The organism is Streptomyces sp. NPDC031479 (assembly GCF_055581065.1).
This window is the reverse complement of record NZ_JBVIKC010000024.1, coordinates 37,018-53,106: the sequence shown is the minus strand read 5'-3', so window position 1 is coordinate 53,106 and position 16,089 is coordinate 37,018. Positions and strand designations below refer to the sequence as shown.

The following is a 16,089-nucleotide window of genomic DNA, read 5'->3' as shown; positions in this document are numbered from 1 at the left end:
ACGGCGGGGGATCAGATGAGGGCGGTGGCCTCCTCCAGGGTGAGGCCGCCGCCTTCGGCGTACGCGGCCTCGTACCCGGCGTCCCCCAGCTCCGCCCGCGCCAGCTCCTCGGTGCGGGCGGCGTCCTCGCGTTCGGTGGCCACGGAGAAGTGCTCGGGCGGCAGCAGCGCCCGGTAGGCCCCCATCAGCCGCGCGCCGTCGTACGCGCCGCCGGAGCCGCCCAGCGAGACCAGGGAGCAGGCGGCGATCAGCAGGTACACCGCCGGCATGTGCGGGGCCATCAGCCGGGCCATCGGGTCCTGGACCATCCCCATGGCCGGGCGCAGCCGTTCGAGGGCCTCCGCGTACAGCCCCTCCTGGTTGTCGAGCCAGGCCATGGTGCCCAGCAGGAACCCGTCGAAGACGGCGAACGCCCCGAAGGCGAATTCCTCCCGCAGGCTCTGCAGCTGTGCGCGCGCCTCGGGGATCCGGCCCGTGCGGCCGAAGATGCCGGCGAGGAACATCCGGGCGGCGGGCACGGCCTCGTTGCCGTAGCTCTGCGCCGTGGCGGTGATCTCGTCGAGGAGCTCCTCGGCCTCCTCCGTCCGGCCGCCCTCGGCGAGCACTCCGGCCATCCTCACCCGAAGGACCGTCACCTGCGCCTTGGCGCCGAGGCGTTCGGCGTAGGCGACCGCCTCGGCGTAGCACTGCCCGGCCAGGGCGAACTCGCCGCGCTTCTCCAGGGCCTCGGCGCGCGCGGAGAGCGCCTCGGCGCAGCCCCAGGCGTCGCCGAGTTCACGGAAGAGGGCCAGGCTCTCCTCGGCGTCGCGGGTGGCGTCGCCCGCCCAGTCGGCGCGGTTGGCGAGGATGTTGGCGCGGAGCTGGAGGGCGGTGGCCAGTTCCCAGCGGTAGCCGAGCGCGCGGGCGGTGCTGACGGTCTCGTCGACGACGCGCTGGAGCAGCCCCGGATCGCCCGTGATCATGACGGCGTAGACCCACAGGGAGCCGGGGGTGCGGCAGGTCTGCGGGAGTCCGGGCCGGTAGGCGGCGAGGACGCCTTTGACCTGGGCGCGGACCTCCGGGGCGTCCCAGCCGGCGCTGCTCTGGTCCCGGGAGGCCAGCCGCACCAGGTGCAGGGCCCGCCAGGCCTCGGCGAGCGCCTCGTCTGAGTAGGGCGGGGGCGAGGCCACGAGCTGCTCGTACACGGGCTCGGCGGGGGTCACGGGCGCCGCGAAGGGGTCGGGGCCCAGGGCGGCGGCCGCTTCGGCCCAGTGGCGGGACTCGGTGCGCAGGTCGTGCATGTGCCAGTACCAGCTCAGGGCGTGGACGAGGCAGAGCACCTCGTCGGCTTCCCGGCCGGCGACGGCGCAGCGCAGGGCGGTACGGATGTTCTCGTACTCGGTGGTGATCCGCTCGGTGGCGGCGCGCTGGCCGTGGCCGCGGAGCAGGGGCTCGGCGGTGCGGGCGAGTTCGCGGTAGTGGACGAGGTGACGGCGCTCGGTTGCGGGGCGGTCGCCGGCGGACCCGTCGAGGCGCTCGGCCGCGTACTCGGCGACGGTCTCCAGGAGGCGGTAGCGCATCCCGCCGACGCGCTCGTCGGGTTCGGCGACGACGAGGGACTTGTCGACGAGGGAGCCGAGGACGTCGGCGACGTCGAGGGTGTCCTCCGGCTCGACGCAGACGGCTTCGGCGGCGGCCAGGTCGCAGCCGCCCGCGAAGACCGACAGCCGGGCGAGGACGGCCCGTTCGGAGGCGTCGAGGAGGTCCCAGGACCAGTCGACGACCGCACGCAGGGTCTGCTGGCGGGGCAGGACGGTGCGGGCGCCGCCGGTGAGGAGGCGGAAGCGGTCGTCGAGCCGGTCGGCGATCTGGCGCGGGGTGAGCAGCCGCAGCCGCGCGGCGGCCAGTTCGATGGCCAGCGGCAGTCCGTCGAGGCGGCGGCAGATCTCGGACGCGGCGTCCGGGTCGTCGGCGATGCTGAAGCCCGGCCGTACGGCGGATCCGCGGTCGTCGAGGAGCGACAGCGCGACGGGGTCGGGCAGCGGTTCGACCGGGCGCAGGAACTCGCCCGGCACGCCGAGGGGTTCGCGGCTGGTGGCGAGGATCTGTACGCCGGGGCAGTGGGTCAGCAGCCGTTCCGCGAGTTCGGCGGCGGCGCCGACGACGTGCTCGCAGTTGTCCAGGAGCAGCAGGAGCCGGCGGCGGGAGCAGTGTTCGGCGAGCCGGTCGAGCGGGGCGTCCCCGGCGCGCTCGGTGAGCGCGCGCAGTTCCTCGGCGGCGGCGCCGCGCAGCTTCGTCTCACGGGCGCCGAGCGCGGCGAGGGCGGCCTCGGCGACGTCCTCGGGGTCGTCCACGGGTGCGAGCTCGACGAGCCACACCCCGTCGGGCCAGGCCCCGGAGCGGGGGGCGTGCCACTCGGCGGCCTCCTGGGACAGCCGCGTCTTGCCGGCCCCGCCGGGCCCGAGGAGCGTGACGAGCCGGGCCCGCCCGAGGTCCTCCCCGAGCACGCGGATGTCCCCCTCCCGCCCGACGAAGGAGGTGAGCCGCGCCCGCAGGTTCCCGGCGGGGGCCTGCGGTGCGGGTGCGGCGGGGGCCGGGGGCTGGGGCTGGGGCTGGTCCCGGTGCGCGCGGCCGGTGCCCGTCGCCGGGGCGGCCGGCGGGGTGGCTCCGCCCGGGGGCCGGGCCGCCGCGGGGTCGGCAGCGACCTCGGCCGGCGGGGCCGGGACGGACTCCCCGGTCCCGTGGACAGGGCCCCGGGACGGCTTGCCCCAGGCCGCGAAGGCCGTCGCCGGGGCGGCCGGGTGCGGGGTGACCGGGTGCGGGGCGGCCGTCGCCTGGGCTACCGGGTGCGGGGCGGCCGGGTGCGGGGGCTGGGGCTGGGGTGCCCGGTCGGGGGCCGGGGCCGGGGTGGCACCGGTCGGGGCGGACGCCTCGGCCCCCCGGACGGGGCCCGGGGCGGGATCGTGCCGGGCCGGGGTGCCCGGCGCCGCGGCCGGGTCCAGGAGTTCGGCGTGGAGGGCGCGGAGCTGGGGGCCCGGGTCCGTGCCGAGGCGGGCCGACAGGTCACGGCGGACGGCCTCGTAGGCGGCCAGTGCCTGCGCCGGCCGGCCCGCCGCCCGCAGGGCCCTGATCCGCAGCACCTGCAGGGACTCGTCCAGGGGCTGCCGGGCGCACAGCTCGGCCAGTTCCGGCAGGGCCGCCTCCGCCTCGCCCAGCGCCAGGGCCACACCGAGCCGGCCCCGCCGCGCGTCCATCCGTACGGCTTCCCAGCGCGCGGCCTCCGCCGTCGCCTCGGGCAGCGAGGCCAGCGCCGGGCCCCGCCACAGCGCGAGGGCCTCGTCGTACAGGGCCGCCGCCCCGGCCGGGTCCGGCACGTCGGCGGCGGCCCGTACGAGCCGTTCGAAGCGGAAGGCGTCGACGTCCTCGCGCTCCGCGTCCAGCAGGTAGCCGCCCGGGCCCGAGCGCACGGCGGCGTGCCCCAGCGCCCGTCGCAGCCGCCCCACCAGCGCCTGGAGCGCGGGCACGGCCTCGGCCGGCGGGTCGGCGTCCCAGACCTCGCCGACGAGCAGCGCGGCCGGTACCGCCCGCCCCGGACGCAGGGCGAGCGCGGTCAGGAGCGCCCGCAGGCGCGCGCCGCCCACGGCGACGGTGGTCCCGTCGTCGTGGGTGGCCTGGGTGGTACCGAGGATCGCGTAGCGCACCGGCCCATTGTCCCCGGACCCGGAGCCGGGCCCGCCCGGTCACCGGGATAGGTTTCGCCGCATGGGTCACCAGGGCAGCCGCGGCGAGCGGCAGATCAGTTCCGTATTCCTCGGCATCGTCGCCGTCATGGCGGTCACCGGCTGGGCGGTGTGGACCGGGTACGCCGCCAGCCCGGGGCTGGCGGTGTTCCTGTTCGTGACGTCCGCGTGGGTCGTCTCGCTGTGCCTGCACGAGTACGCGCACGCCCGCACCGCCCTGCACGGCGGTGACATAACGGTCGGCGCGAAGGGCTACCTGACGCTGAACCCGCTGAAGTACACGCACGCGCTGCTCAGCATCGTGCTGCCGGTCGTGTTCGTGATCCTGGGCGGGCTGGGCCTGCCCGGCGGAGCGGTGTACATCGAGCGGGACCGGATCCGGGGCCGCTGGAAGCACAGCCTGGTCTCCGCCGCGGGCCCGCTGACGAACGTGCTGTTCGCGGCCGTCTGCACCGCGCCGTTCTGGCTGGACGCCCTGGACGGCGTCCCGTTCACGTTCCGCTTCGCGCTGGCGTTCCTGGCGCTGCTCCAGGTCTCGGCGGCGATCCTGAACTTCCTTCCGGTCCCGGGGCTGGACGGCTACGGCGTGATCGAGCCCTGGCTCTCGCACCGGGCCCGCCGCGAACTGGCGCCGCTGGCGCCCTTCGCGCTGATCGGGGTCTTCGCGCTGCTGTGGATCCCGGAGGTGAACGCGTTCTTCTTCGGCGCGGTGGACGGCATCCTGCGCGGTCTGGGCGTCTCGGAGCTGGAGACCTACTGCGGCCACAACCTGTACCGCTTCTGGCAGGACCCGGACGGCCTCTGCACGGTCTCCGGCGGCTGAGGTCCTTTCGGCAAAGCGGCGGGACCGGGCGCCACTCTGCCGACGGGCCCCAGATGGCCCCCGCCCCGCCGGCCGGGGTCAGGCCACGAGCAGGCGCAGGCCCAGCTCCGCCGCGTCGAGGGCGACGAGGTCGCGGTTGCGGTCGGCCCAGCGGCCCGAGGCGAGGTCGTCGCGGAGTGCGAACACCACCACGCGGCGGGCCACCCGCTTCATCTCGCGCAGCCCGGCGATCGGGTCCGGCCAGTGGTGGACGGTGCTGACCGCCATCGCGGCGTCGAAGGACCCGTCCTCGAACGGGAGGTTCTCCGCACCGGCGGCCACGCACGGCGCCGCGCCCGGGGGCCGCTGCGCCCGCACGACGGCCGACGGTTCCACCGCGGTGACGTCGCGGTCCGCGCGGACGACGGCACGAGGCCGATCTCGTCGTAGTGATGAAGCGTGCGGACGCTCACGCCGGCCAGCTCGGCGACGCGCCCCACGGTCAGGTGCTCTTCCACGCCCCCGACGATGCGGCATCACGCCACGTGAGGGTCAAGCCCGGCGGGCGGGTCCTAGGCGGTCTGCTGCGCCCGGCGCTGCTCGTCGGCCTTGGCCTTGCGCACGTAGAACCAGGCCATGTTGGACGTCAGCCCGGCCAGCAGCACCCAGACGATTCCGAGGAAGCTGCCCTCCACGAAGGCGACCACGGCGGCGGCCACGGCCAGGAGGCAGACGACAACGGCGAACACGGCAAGGCGGGGCATCCGGAACAGCTCCTCGGCGACACTGGAAGGGGGTCGAACCCTTCCAGTGTCCCCCATCGTCGAGGGGCTGATTTCCCGCTTTGCCTGATCTTCCGCACTGCTCCCGGTTACGGTTCGCCCGGCGCGCCGAACAGATCGTGCGAGCGAAGAGCAAGCGCCCGCGTCCCGGTTCGCACGGACCGGCGGATCCGGGCGGGTGGGGGGAACACCATGCAGGAGATCCAGAAGGGTGCGAACGTTGGTCTGAACGCCCTCAGCGAGGACGTCGGCTCGGTCGTCGTGAGTCTGAGCTGGACCAGCGCGTCGGGTGCCGGGGACGCGGATGTCTCCGTGCTGCTCGTGGACGAGAGCGGCAAGATCCGCAGCGAGAACGACTTCTACTTCTACAACAATCCCGCCGCCCCGGACGGGAGCGTGCAGCTCCTGGGGAAGACCCCCACCGACAGCGGCGACGAGGACCGCATCGGTGTCGATCTGACGGCGGTACCCAAGGATGTGGCCCGGATCGTGGTGGCGGCCAGCCAGTACGGCGGCGCCCGCTTCGGCGACCTCGACGATCTGCGGATGACGGTCACCGACCGGTCCGGTGAGCCGTTGGTGGGATTCTCCATCAACGACGCGAGCGTGGAGACGGCCTTCATCTTCGGGGAGCTGTACCGGCGCGGCGAGGAGTGGAAGTTCCGCGCCGTGGGACAGGGATACGAGACTGGGCTGGCCGGACTCGCCACGGACTTCGGCGTCGTGGTCGAGGAGGCCGACGGCGCTGCGGACTCCTCGACGGGTGCCCCGGACGCCATGGAGAAGGCCCCCGGGGCAACTGACGAGGACCTCGTCAGGGAAACCGTCGAGAACGCCGCGGACCCCGTGGCCGACCCGGTAGGCACCCTCGACGTGCCCGGGGAACCCGCGGTGCCCGTCCTTCCGACGCAGACCCGCGGCAGGAGCGCCCGTACGACCAGGAAGAAGGTCACGCTCCCCAAGGCGGCCGGAAAGACCCTCGCCGAGAACGACTCCTGGCGGCCCGCGCGGCTCTTCCCCGTCCCGGCCCTCAAGAGCGACCGGGAACGCGAGGTGCGTGCGACCTCGGTGCTGCTGGCCGTCATGGCGCAGGTGCCGGAGCTGGGCCGTCGGCTGACCGCTGGGTTCGGTGCGCCCGCCGGGCGGATGCAGACCTTCACCGAGGTGTCCCTGCCGCACGGCGAGACGCCCCGGCGCCCGGACGGCGTGATCCGGGTCGAGCGCGCGGGCAAGCTGTGGACGGCGCTCGTCGAGACCAAGACCAACGGGAATCCGCTCAAGGCCGAGCAGGTGCAGGAGTACGTGGACATCGCCGCGCGCCGCGGCTACGAGGCCGTGATCACGCTCTCCAACGACGTGGCGCTCGACGGGGCCCCCGTGGTGGACGTCAAGATCGACCGCCGGCGCAAGCACAAGGTGAGCCTGTGGCACCTGTCGTGGGCGGAGGTGACCCACCAGACGCAGATGCTGATCCGGCACGAGGGGGTGGCCAACGCCGCCCACGCCTGGCTGCTGCAGGAACTTCTGGAGTACCTCCAGCACGAGAACTCCGGCTGCCACGGCTTCCAGAACATGGGGCCCTCGTGGGTTCCCGTGCGCAGGGGGATCGACGACGAGACCCTCACCATCGGCGATCCGCGTGCGGTGGAGGTCGTCGAGAGCTGGGAGCGGCTGATCCGCCAGGTCTGTCTGCGCCTCGGCGGAGAGCTGGGGCAGAAGGCGCTGCCGGTTCAGCGGGCACGGCGCGGCAGCGATCCGCTGGCCAGGCGGGTGGCGGCGGCGGAGAGGCTCTGCTCCGAGGGCCGGCTGACGGCTGAACTTCGGATCGAGGGGACGGAACGGGTCATCGCGGTGACGGCGGACCTGCGGACGGCGAAGGTCCGTACCTCCGTGGACGTTCCGGCACCGGCCGGCTCCTATCCGCTGTCCACGACGAAGCGCCTGCTGCGGCTGCTGGCCGATGCCCCGGCCGATCTGCACGTGGAGAGCCTCGTGGAGGGGACGAACGGGCCGCGCGGCACCCTGGAAAGGCTGCGGCCCGAGCCGGCGGACCTGCTGCCCAAGGACGGCGCGCAGCTCACCGGATTCCGGCTGACCCTCGTCAAGGGAACGGGCACCACCAGGGGCAACGCGGAGTCCGGGTTCATCCGCAGCGTCGACGACGCCGTGGAGCGGTTCCACCACGGTGTGCTGGCCCATCTGGGGACCCTGGAGGCGCGTCCCGGGCGCAGGGGCTGAACCTGAACCGCCGCCCGGGGCCCCGCTGCGGACGCGCGGCCCCGGGAGGGGGGGGTCAGACGTCGGTGAGGCGGAGGCCGGCGTGGGCCTTGTAGCGGCGGTTGGTGGAGATCAGGTTGGCGACCATGGCCTCGACCTGGTGGGCGTTGCGCAGTCGGCCCGCGAAGACGCCGCGCATGCCCGGGATGCGGGCCGCGAGGGCCTGGACGAGGTCGGTGTCGGCGCGGGACTCGCCGAGGACCATGACGTCGGTGTCGATCTCCTCCACCGAGGCGTCCTGGAGGAGGACGGCGGAGAGGTGGTGGAAGGCGGCGGTGACGCGGGAGTCCGGCAGCAGGGCGGCGGCCTGCTGGGCGGCGCTGCCCTCCTCGACGCGGAGGGCGTAGGCGCCCTGCTTGTCGAAGCCGAGCGGGTTGACGCAGTCGACGACGAGCTTGCCCGCGAGGTCCTCGCGGAGGGCTTCGAGGGTCTTGGCGTGGCCCTCCCACGGCACCGCGATGATCACGATGTCGCTGCGGCGGGCGCACTCGGCGTTGTCGGCGCCCTCCACGCCGAGGCCGAGTTCGTCGGCGGCGGCGCGTGCGCGGTCGGCGGCGCGGGAGCCGATGATCACCTTCTGGCCGGCCCGCGCCAGGCGGTAGGCGAGGCCGCGGCCCTGGTCGCCGGTGCCGCCGAGGACGCCGACGGTCAGGCCCGAGACGTCCGGCAGGTCCCAGGGGTCCTTGGCCGGCGGCTTCTGCGTGCTGTCTGAGGAAGTCATGGGGGCGAGGGTACTGCCGAGTACGCCAGGTCCGAAGGGGTGGGAAGTGCCGGTACGCCCCCCGTGTCCGCCCGTGTGGTGCAGGATGCCGCCATGGATGCCGTGAGGGTCGCGCTGCTGCGCGAAGTGCTCGCCGGGACGCACTGGCCCGGCGAGGCGCGGCGGTTCGCCGGTTCGCTGCGGCGGTCCGTGGTGCCGTCGGGGGGGCCGTTGCTCCTGGTGGGCACCGAGCAGTACGAGCCCTGGCACCTGGCGGCCCACCTGGTGGACGAGGCCGCCTGGTCGGGGCTGCCGGAGCTGGCGCCGACGCTGGTGCGCCACCACGTGCGGCCGGACGCGCCGCCGCACCTCTCGGCGGGGCTGGGCCGGCTGGAGGGGGCCCGGCGCGGGCACACGCTGCTGGTGGTGGCGCCGGAGCGGCCCGGCGCCGGGCTACTGGAGCGGGTCCACGACGCCCGCCGGGCGGGGGCGACCGTACTGTCCCTGGACGGCGGGGACCCGGATCTGGGCACGCTGGCGCACGACGCGCTGTCGGTGCCCGCCGCCACTGCGGAACTGGACCTGGACACGGTGCAGCACCTGGTCAGCGCCGCGGCCGGGGAGAACGGCCTGCCGGTGCGGCGCGGACCGCGGCGGCTGCGGGAGCGGCTGGCGCGGCTGGCCGACCAGCTGACCGCGCCGCCCCCCAGCCGCTGGTGAGGGGCAGGGGGGCGGGGGGCCGCAGGGGGTCAGGGGATCAGGGAGCCGGTCAGGGAGTCGTGCCCTCTTCGTCTTCGCGGGTCTTGTCGTTCCACTTGGGATCGTTCTGCCATTCGAGGTTGCGCTCCTGCGCCGTCTCCATGGCGTGCCTCGCCTCCTCGGGCGTGGCGTACGGGCCGAAGCGGTCCTTGGCCGGACATTCCGGGCCCTCTTCGACCTTCTTGTGCACCAGGCAGTAGAACCACTCGCCGGGCTTTCCCACCTGGCGCTTCTTGAACAGGGCCATCGTCGGCTCCTTCCTCTGTCCGCCATGCTGCCCCATACCCGCTGGATACACTCGCTTGCATGTCTGGCCAGTCGCTGCTCGTACCAGGCGAGCTCTCTCCCGTCCGTTCCGTTCCCGGTAACATCCGCCGGCCCGAGTACGTGGGCAAGCCGATGCCCACCCCGTACACCGGACCGGAGGTGCAGTCGGCCGAGACCATCGAGGCGATGCGCATCGCCGGCCGGATCGCCGCCAGGGCGATGGAGGAGGCCGCCAAGCACATCGCCCCGGGGGTGACCACCGATGAGCTGGACCGGGTCGCGCACGAGTTCATGTGCGACCACGGCGCCTACCCGTCGACGCTGGGGTACCGGGGCTTCCCGAAGTCCCTGTGTTCCTCGCTCAACGAGGTCATCTGCCACGGGATCCCCGACTCGACCGTCCTGAAGGACGGCGACATCGTGAACCTCGACGTGACCGCGTACATCGGCGGGGTGCACGGCGACAACAACGCCACCTACCTGTGCGGCGAGGTGGACGAGGAGTCCCGGCTGCTGGTGGAGCGCACCCGCGAGGCCCTGAACCGGGCGATCAAGGCGGTCAAGCCGGGCCGCCAGATCAACGTCATCGGCCGGGTCATCGAGTCGTACGCGAAGCGCTTCGGGTACGGCGTGGTCCGCGACTTCACCGGGCACGGGATCAACTCCTCGTTCCACTCCGGCCTGATCGTCCCGCACTACGACAGCCCGCACGCGACCACCGTCATCGAGCCCGGCATGACCTTCACGATCGAGCCGATGCTGACGCTGGGGACCCACGAGTACGACATGTGGGAGGACGGCTGGACGGTCGTCACGAAGGACCGCAAGCGCACCGCGCAGTTCGAGCACACGCTCGTGGTGACCGACTCGGGGACCGAGATCCTGACCCTTCCCTAGCGCGGGAGACGGTCCGCGGCCGGGCCGTTTTTTACCGACAGGACGTCGGGAACGCATTGACTTAGGCAAGCCTAAGCAGGAAGATCGGGCGTGGCGGCACCGTGCCGCCGCGCCCGATTCCTCTTTCCGGAGGTCCGCCTTGGACGCCTTCTCCACGGTCATCCGTGTCGCCTCGCATGAGCAGCACACCGAAGCCGAGACCTCGACGTTCATGAGCGACCTGCTCGGCGGCCGCCTCGGCGTGGACGCGTACGCCCGCTACACCGAGCAGCTCTGGTTCGTGTACCGGGCGCTGGAGGACGCGGCCGGAGCGCTCCGGGAGGACCCGGTGGCCGGGCCCTTCATCCGTCCCGAGCTGATGCGCGTCGCCGAGATCGAGCGCGACCTGGCCCACCTGCTGGGCCCCGGCTGGCGCGAGTCGGTCGTGGCGCTGCCCGCGACCGCGGCCTACGCGGCACGCGTGGCCGAGTGCGCGGCCTCCTGGCCGGGCGGGTACGTCGCCCACCACTACACCCGCTACCTGGGCGACCTCTCGGGCGGCCAGATCATCCGGGACAAGGCGGAGCGCACCTGGGGCTTCGAGCGCAAGGGCGACGGCGTGCGGTTCTACGTCTTCGCGGACATCGCGAACCCGGCCGCCTTCAAGCGGACCTACCGCGAGCTGCTGGACGCGATCGCCGCGGACGACCTGGAGAAGCAGCGGATCATCGACGAGTGCAAGCGCGCCTTCGACTTCAACGGCGCGGTCTTCCGGGAGCTGGGCGAGCAGTTCCGGCTGAGCGCCTGATCCGCGCCCCCCGGGGAATCAGCCCTCCGGCCCGGCCGGAGGGCTGACGCTTCACCCCTCGAAGTGACACCAGCGGAACCCGTGTTCGAGCAGTGGCGTCAGGGTCCCGCGGTGGAGGGCGGCGAAGACGGCGAAGCCCACGATGGGGTGATCGGGACTCGACGGAGGCCCTAGGGCTGGCGGGGCTCCGCGAAGCGGACGCGGCCGCCGATCTCGACGGTGCCGTCGGGGCCCGGGGCGGTGAGGATCTGGGAGCCGGCCCCCTGGGTGATGTTCAGGGCGCGGTTCAGCTGGGCCGTCAGCAGGATCGCCGCCGAGCCGGTGGCCTCGTCCTCGGTGATGGCCCCGTCGGGGCGGCGCGGGAAGCCGCGGGCGCGGATCCGCCCGGCGGTCTCGTCCTCCCAGGCCCACGCGTACAGCCAGCCCTCGCCGGGCGGCGGTGCGGGCAGCGCGTCGACCTCGGCGGGGTTCGCGTACTGCTCGGTGCGCTTGCCCGTGACCCACTCGGGGCGGGCCGTGATCCAGGTGAACTCCCCGTCGTCACGGGCCCATACGGACCCGGCGGGCGGCTGGAGTTCCTCGATGTCCAGCAGCCACGCGACGCCGACCAGCGGGTGGCCCGCGAAGGACATGCGGGTGCCGGGCGTACGGATGTCGACGACCCCGCGCTCGGGGTCGTCGACGAACACCGTCTCGCTGTAGCCCAGTTCGGCCGCGAGGGCCTGCCGGTCCGCGTCCTCGGGGCAGGTCCGGCCGTCGCGGACGACTCCGAGCAGGTTGCCGAACCGGCCGTCACCCGCGCAGAAGACCTTGATCACATCCAGATCGTTCACGCGGGCATTCAAGCACGGGTCAGTTCCCGGCCGTACGTCGGCGGCGCGCGAGGTACACGGCGCCGGCGCCTGCGGCGATGACCGCGGCGGAGGTGCCGAGGAGGGCGCCGGCCGGGATCTCGGCGCCGGTGGAGGCGAGGTTCCCGCCCACGGAGCCGCCGGAGGAGCCGGAGGAGCCGCCGACCGTCCCTCCGGTGGTGGTGCCGCCGGTGGTGCCCGTGGTGCCCGAGCCCCCGGTGTTGCCGGTGCCTCCGGTGCCGCCCCCGGTCGACGGGAGGACGACGTCCTTGTCCACCGCCACCGAGAGGGTGAGGGAGTCCATCGGCTTGCCCGGCTTGTACTTCTCGTCGACGGCGCCGTTGTACGCGAAGACGGCGGAGCCCTTCTCGGTGAAGACCGCGGGGACCCCTTCCAGCGTCAGCAGGCCGCCCTTGGTCTTGTAGTCGCCCTTCGACAGGTCGAGGGTGGCGAACGGGATGTCCTTGTCGGTGCCCTGCGCCGTCTTCGCGTCGAGGAGCAGGGTGCCCGTCTTGCCCGTGGCGGCGATCCGGACGTTGCCGAAGGCGAGGTCGAGGTGGTGGGCGGGGAGCTCGAAGCGCACGGCCCCCTCGAAGGAGGCGTTCAGCTTCTGGTTCTTGACGTCGAGCTCGCCCTTGCCGAAGGAGAAGTCGAAGGTCTTGCCGTTCTTGGTGGCGCCACCGGACGCCGTGACGCCCTGGTCGCCGACGTAGTCGTGGAGGGACTGCTTCAGCCCCCAGGTCAGCTTGCCGCGCAGGATCTTCTGCGGACCGTCGGCCGGAGCCGTCGTCGGGGCCTTCGTCGGGGCCTTCGTGGAAGGCTTGACGGTGGTGCTCGGCGTCGTCGGCGCGGTGCTGCCGGCCGACGGTGACGGCGAGGTGCCCGGGGGGTCGCTCGGGGCCGGGGGCTTCGGGAACTCCAGTGCCACCGACAGTTTGTCGGCCTCCTGTCCCGCGTAGGCCGGGCGGTCGAACTGCGCGGCGAACTCGCGGGTGAGGGTGGTGGTGAGCCCGGTCATGTTCATTCCGGTGAAGGCCACGTCCGCCAGCGGGACGTCGCGGGTCAGGACGTTGTTCCTGGTGACGTCCGCCGTCAGCTTCTTCGTACCGGTGTCGATGCGGAAGTTCTCCATCGCGACGACGAAGCCGTGGGCGGTTCCGTCGAAGACGACCCGTCCCTTGAAGGCCGCGGTCACGACGCGGCCTCCGGTCTCGTCGTACTGCCCGGTCGCCTGGCCGAAGCGGAAGCCGCCCGGCACCTCGGAGGCCCCGTCGTGCGTGGTGATCGAGCCGATGCCCTTGACGTAGGCGCGCAGGCTGCCCAGCACGCCCCAGTCGAGGGTGCCGCCCGTCAACGGGACCGGCGCGGCGGCGGCCGACGCCCCGGCGGCCGGCGCGCCGTCCGCCGCCGTGGCGGGTATGACGAAGGCGGCGGTGCCGAGGGTCGCGGCGGTGAGGACGGCGGCCGCGAGGACGGCCGGGCGGCGGTGGGACGACATGGGCGGGAACTCCCTGGGTGCACGGGGCGGATGGAGGGGCGGGCGGAGCGGGATGGAGGATCGGGCGGGGTCGGGCCGGGTGGCGCGAAGCGGGACGGGGGCGTTACGGAGCATCGGCGGGCGCCGGGTCGGCCGCCGCCGCCCGGCGCTTGCGCAGCACCAGGAACCCGCCGGCGCCGGCCAGGACCAGGACCGCGGCGGCGAGGCCGAGGTACGGCCCGGCCGGGGAGGACCGGTCGCGCGCGGCGCCCGGGGCCGGGGAGGCGGGGGCGGGGGCCGAGGCGGTCTGCGGCGCGGGCGACGGGGCGGCCGTGGAGCCCAGGTCGGGCAGGGCGGGCAGGGTGGCGCCGCCGTCGAGGGCGACGGCCAGCGAGACGGGGTCCATCTCGGTGCCGGGCCGGTACATGGAGTTGAAGGCCTGGGCGCCGCCCTCGGTGAGGGTGGCCGGGGCTTCGGTCAAGGTGGCGAGCTTCCCCTCGGTCTTCAGGCCCTTGGCGTCGAACTCGACGAGCGCCACGGCACTCTTCGTTTCGCCGCCGGTGGTCACGTCGGCGGTCAGGACCCCCTTGCCGTTCTCGACCTTGACGTTCACCTTGCCGAGCATGAGGTCGAGATGGGCCCCCGTGAAGTGGACCGTACCGGCGAACGCCGCGTCGAGCGCTCCCTTTTGGCCGTCGTACGTCCCCGTGCCCTGCGGGAAGCGGAACAGCGCGCCGCCGTCCTGGGCACCCTCGGCGAGCGTCCACCCGCCCTGGCCCGTCGAACCGGTGACGTACTCGCGGAAGGTGCGGCGCACTCCCCAGTCCACGGCGGCGTCGGCGAACGCGCCCTGCCCCCGCGGGGATCCGGACGGAGCGCCGGGGGTCTGCGCGGGCGCCTGGGGCGGGCCGGACGGGGCGCCCTGCGCGGCGGTGACGACGTCGGCGGAGAGCGAGACGGGGTCGAGCGGAGCGCCGGCCGGGTAGTAGCCGGCGAAGGCCTTGGCGCCCTGGGCCGTGAGGGTCGTGGGCACGTTGGTCAGGGCGATCGGGGTGCCGCCCCCCAACATGTCGATGCCGCCGAGGGAAAGCGTGGCGAAGGGCACCTGGGACTCCTCGGTGACCGCGCCGGTGTCCTTGGCCTTGCCGGCCACGTCGAGGTAGAGGGTGCCGGTGCCGCCGGATATCCGTACGGACGGACGGCTGACGGTCATGTCGAGCTCGTACGCGCCGTCGGGCTTCCGGTGGCCCTGGAAGCTCACGCCGCCGGAGAAGGCGGCGTTGAACTCGCCGGAGTCGGGGTCGTAGGAGCCGGCCGCCGAATGGAAGCGGAACAGGCTGCCGCCCACGGTGGCGGCTCCGCTCTTCAGCTGGAAACCGCCTTTCGCCACCGGCCCCGTGACGTAACTCTGGAACGAGGATTTGATGCCCCAGTCGAGCCGGCCCCCCTGCACCGTACGGCTCGCCGCGTGGGCGGCGGAGGCCGGGAGCAGCGCCCCGAGCAGGGCCGCCCCCCCCTGCACCGTACGGCTCGCCGCGTGGGCGGCGGAGGCCGGGAGCAGCGCCCCGAGCAGGGCCGCCAGCAGGGCCACGGTGAACGCGCGGGTGGGTCGTGCGGACATGGACGTCCCCTTCCAGGGCCCGGAAAGTAAGGTTAGGCTAACCTAAGCTATCTCGGTCGAGCGGGGAACCCCGTCGTCGACGCGACCTCACTTCCCTCCCCGCCCCAGCCGGACGATCAGGACGGTGCCTCCGTGCCCACGCCCGCCACGCCACTCCGCTTCCCCCGCCTCGCCGGCGCCGTGGCCGCCCTGGCACTGGCCGTGACCGGCTGCGCGGGGACGGCCGCCCCCGCGGACTCCCCGGCCCGTCCCGCCGCCGCCCTCCCGGACCGGGTGGAACCGCTGGCCGGCACTCCGCGGCCCGCGCTGCCGGTGACGGTCCCCTCCGCCGACGGGACGCAGGTCACCGTCACCTCCGCGGACCGGATCATCCCGCTGACCGGCGGCCTCAACGAGATCGTCCAGACCCTCGGCCTCGGCGGGCAGGTCGTCGCCCGGGACATCACCGCCACCTTCGAACAGGCCGCAGCCCTGCCCGTGGTGACGCGTGGCCACGACGTCTCCGCCGAGAGCGTCCTGTCGCTGCGTCCCACACTGGTGCTCGCCGAGACCACCACCGGCCCCGCGGAAGCCGTCCGGCAGATCCGTGACGCCGGCGTCCCCGTCCTGGTGCTCGCTCCCGCCACATCGCTGGAGGACGTACCGAAGCGGATCGACGCGGTGGCCGCCGCGCTCGGCGTGGGCGACGCGGGCACGCGGCTGAACGGACGCACCGCCGACCGGATCGCCGCCGCCCGCAAGGGCGTTCCCGCCGGATCGGCGAAGAAGCCCCGGGTCGCCTTCCTCTACCTGCGCGGCACCGCGTCCGTCTACCTCCTCGGCGGCTCCGACTCCGGCGCGGCCCCGCTGCTGGAGGCGGCGGGCGCGGTGGACACCGGCAAGGAGTCCGGACTCGGCAAGGACTTCACCCCGATCACCAGCGAGGCGCTGGCCGCCGCCGCACCCGACGCGATCCTCGTCATGACCAAGGGCCTCGAATCCGTAGGCGGCGTCGACGGCCTGGTCAGGATCCCGGGCGTGGCCCAGACCCCGGCCGGGACGGACCGCCGCGTGGTCACCGTCGACGACGGCGTCCTCCTCAACTACGGCCCCCGCACCGACCAGGTGCTCTCCTCCCTGGTCGCCCAGCTCTACGGCAAGGGCGCCTGAG

At 73.9% G+C, this 16,089-nt stretch carries 13 protein-coding genes and 1 pseudogene; 6 read left to right on the top strand and 8 right to left on the bottom strand.

The annotated features are described in order from the left end of the window. Positions 1–11: 11 nt before the first annotated feature. Positions 12–3,680, bottom strand: a complete 3,669-nt coding sequence (locus ACZ5D2_RS24815) for an AfsR/SARP family transcriptional regulator (RefSeq protein ID WP_468932056.1) — start codon at positions 3,678–3,680, stop codon at positions 12–14. A 61-nt stretch (positions 3,681–3,741) separates the two neighbouring features. Here ACZ5D2_RS24815 and ACZ5D2_RS24810 point away from each other — a divergent pair, with 61 nt between their 5' ends. Then, the gene (locus ACZ5D2_RS24810; protein WP_371678781.1) at positions 3,742–4,542 is read left to right on the top strand and encodes a site-2 protease family protein; all 801 of its coding nucleotides are present in this window, start codon (positions 3,742–3,744) and stop codon (positions 4,540–4,542) included. Between the two features lie 78 nt (positions 4,543–4,620). Here ACZ5D2_RS24810 and ACZ5D2_RS24805 read toward each other — a convergent pair. Together ACZ5D2_RS24805 and ACZ5D2_RS24800 are read right to left on the bottom strand one after the other, a co-directional pair. Then, a pseudogene (locus ACZ5D2_RS24805) lies at positions 4,621–4,938 on the bottom strand (class I SAM-dependent methyltransferase); the annotation flags it as partial. A 155-nt stretch (positions 4,939–5,093) separates the two neighbouring features. Further along, on the bottom strand, positions 5,094–5,285 hold the full coding sequence (locus tag ACZ5D2_RS24800; protein WP_371678780.1) for a hypothetical protein: 192 nt from the start codon (positions 5,283–5,285) through the stop codon (positions 5,094–5,096). Positions 5,286–5,495: 210 nt separating this feature from the next. Between ACZ5D2_RS24800 and ACZ5D2_RS24795 the strand changes: the two genes are divergently transcribed. After that, the gene (locus ACZ5D2_RS24795; protein ID WP_468932051.1) at positions 5,496–7,541 is read left to right on the top strand and encodes a TerD family protein; all 2,046 of its coding nucleotides are present in this window, start codon (positions 5,496–5,498) and stop codon (positions 7,539–7,541) included. 55 nt (positions 7,542–7,596) lie between these two features. On the opposite strand, the gene npdG is transcribed toward ACZ5D2_RS24795, so the two are convergent. Continuing rightward, entirely contained in the window at positions 7,597–8,301 is a 705-nt protein-coding gene (gene npdG, locus ACZ5D2_RS24790) for an NADPH-dependent F420 reductase (protein WP_371678778.1), read from the bottom strand. A 93-nt stretch (positions 8,302–8,394) separates the two neighbouring features. On the opposite strand from npdG, the gene ACZ5D2_RS24785 reads away from it, so the two are divergent. Next, complete coding sequence (locus ACZ5D2_RS24785) at positions 8,395–9,000, top strand: hypothetical protein (protein WP_371678777.1); 606 nt, start codon at positions 8,395–8,397, stop codon at positions 8,998–9,000. A gap of 49 nt (positions 9,001–9,049) precedes the next feature. Here ACZ5D2_RS24785 and ACZ5D2_RS24780 read toward each other — a convergent pair whose 3' ends face one another. After that, positions 9,050–9,286 (bottom strand): hypothetical protein, encoded by a 237-nt coding sequence (locus ACZ5D2_RS24780; RefSeq protein WP_371678776.1) that lies wholly within the window; start codon positions 9,284–9,286, stop codon positions 9,050–9,052. A gap of 59 nt (positions 9,287–9,345) precedes the next feature. Between ACZ5D2_RS24780 and map the strand changes: the two genes are divergently transcribed. Together map and ACZ5D2_RS24770 are read left to right on the top strand one after the other, a co-directional pair. Beyond that, entirely contained in the window at positions 9,346–10,203 is an 858-nt protein-coding gene (gene map / locus ACZ5D2_RS24775; RefSeq protein ID WP_371678775.1) for a type I methionyl aminopeptidase, read from the top strand. Positions 10,204–10,342: 139 nt separating this feature from the next. Then, positions 10,343–10,990 (top strand): biliverdin-producing heme oxygenase, encoded by a 648-nt coding sequence (locus tag ACZ5D2_RS24770; RefSeq protein ID WP_371678774.1) that lies wholly within the window; start codon positions 10,343–10,345, stop codon positions 10,988–10,990. 170 nt (positions 10,991–11,160) lie between these two features. On the opposite strand, the gene ACZ5D2_RS24765 is transcribed toward ACZ5D2_RS24770, so the two are convergent. From ACZ5D2_RS24765 to ACZ5D2_RS24755, 3 genes are all read right to left on the bottom strand, one after another. After that, positions 11,161–11,823: a PhzF family phenazine biosynthesis protein gene (locus ACZ5D2_RS24765; RefSeq protein ID WP_468932044.1), complete on the bottom strand. Its 663-nt coding sequence runs from the start codon at positions 11,821–11,823 to the stop codon at positions 11,161–11,163. A 19-nt stretch (positions 11,824–11,842) separates the two neighbouring features. Next, positions 11,843–13,339: an HtaA domain-containing protein gene (locus ACZ5D2_RS24760; RefSeq protein ID WP_468932041.1), complete on the bottom strand. Its 1,497-nt coding sequence runs from the start codon at positions 13,337–13,339 to the stop codon at positions 11,843–11,845. A gap of 103 nt (positions 13,340–13,442) precedes the next feature. After that, entirely contained in the window at positions 13,443–14,939 is a 1,497-nt protein-coding gene (locus tag ACZ5D2_RS24755) for an HtaA domain-containing protein (protein WP_468932038.1), read from the bottom strand. A 132-nt stretch (positions 14,940–15,071) separates the two neighbouring features. Between ACZ5D2_RS24755 and ACZ5D2_RS24750 the strand changes: the two genes are divergently transcribed. Beyond that, positions 15,072–16,088 carry a heme/hemin ABC transporter substrate-binding protein gene (locus ACZ5D2_RS24750; RefSeq protein WP_371678770.1) on the top strand — a complete coding sequence of 339 codons (1,017 nt, stop codon included), beginning with the start codon at positions 15,072–15,074 and terminating at the stop codon, positions 16,086–16,088. The last annotated feature ends 1 nt before the right edge of the window (position 16,089 follow it).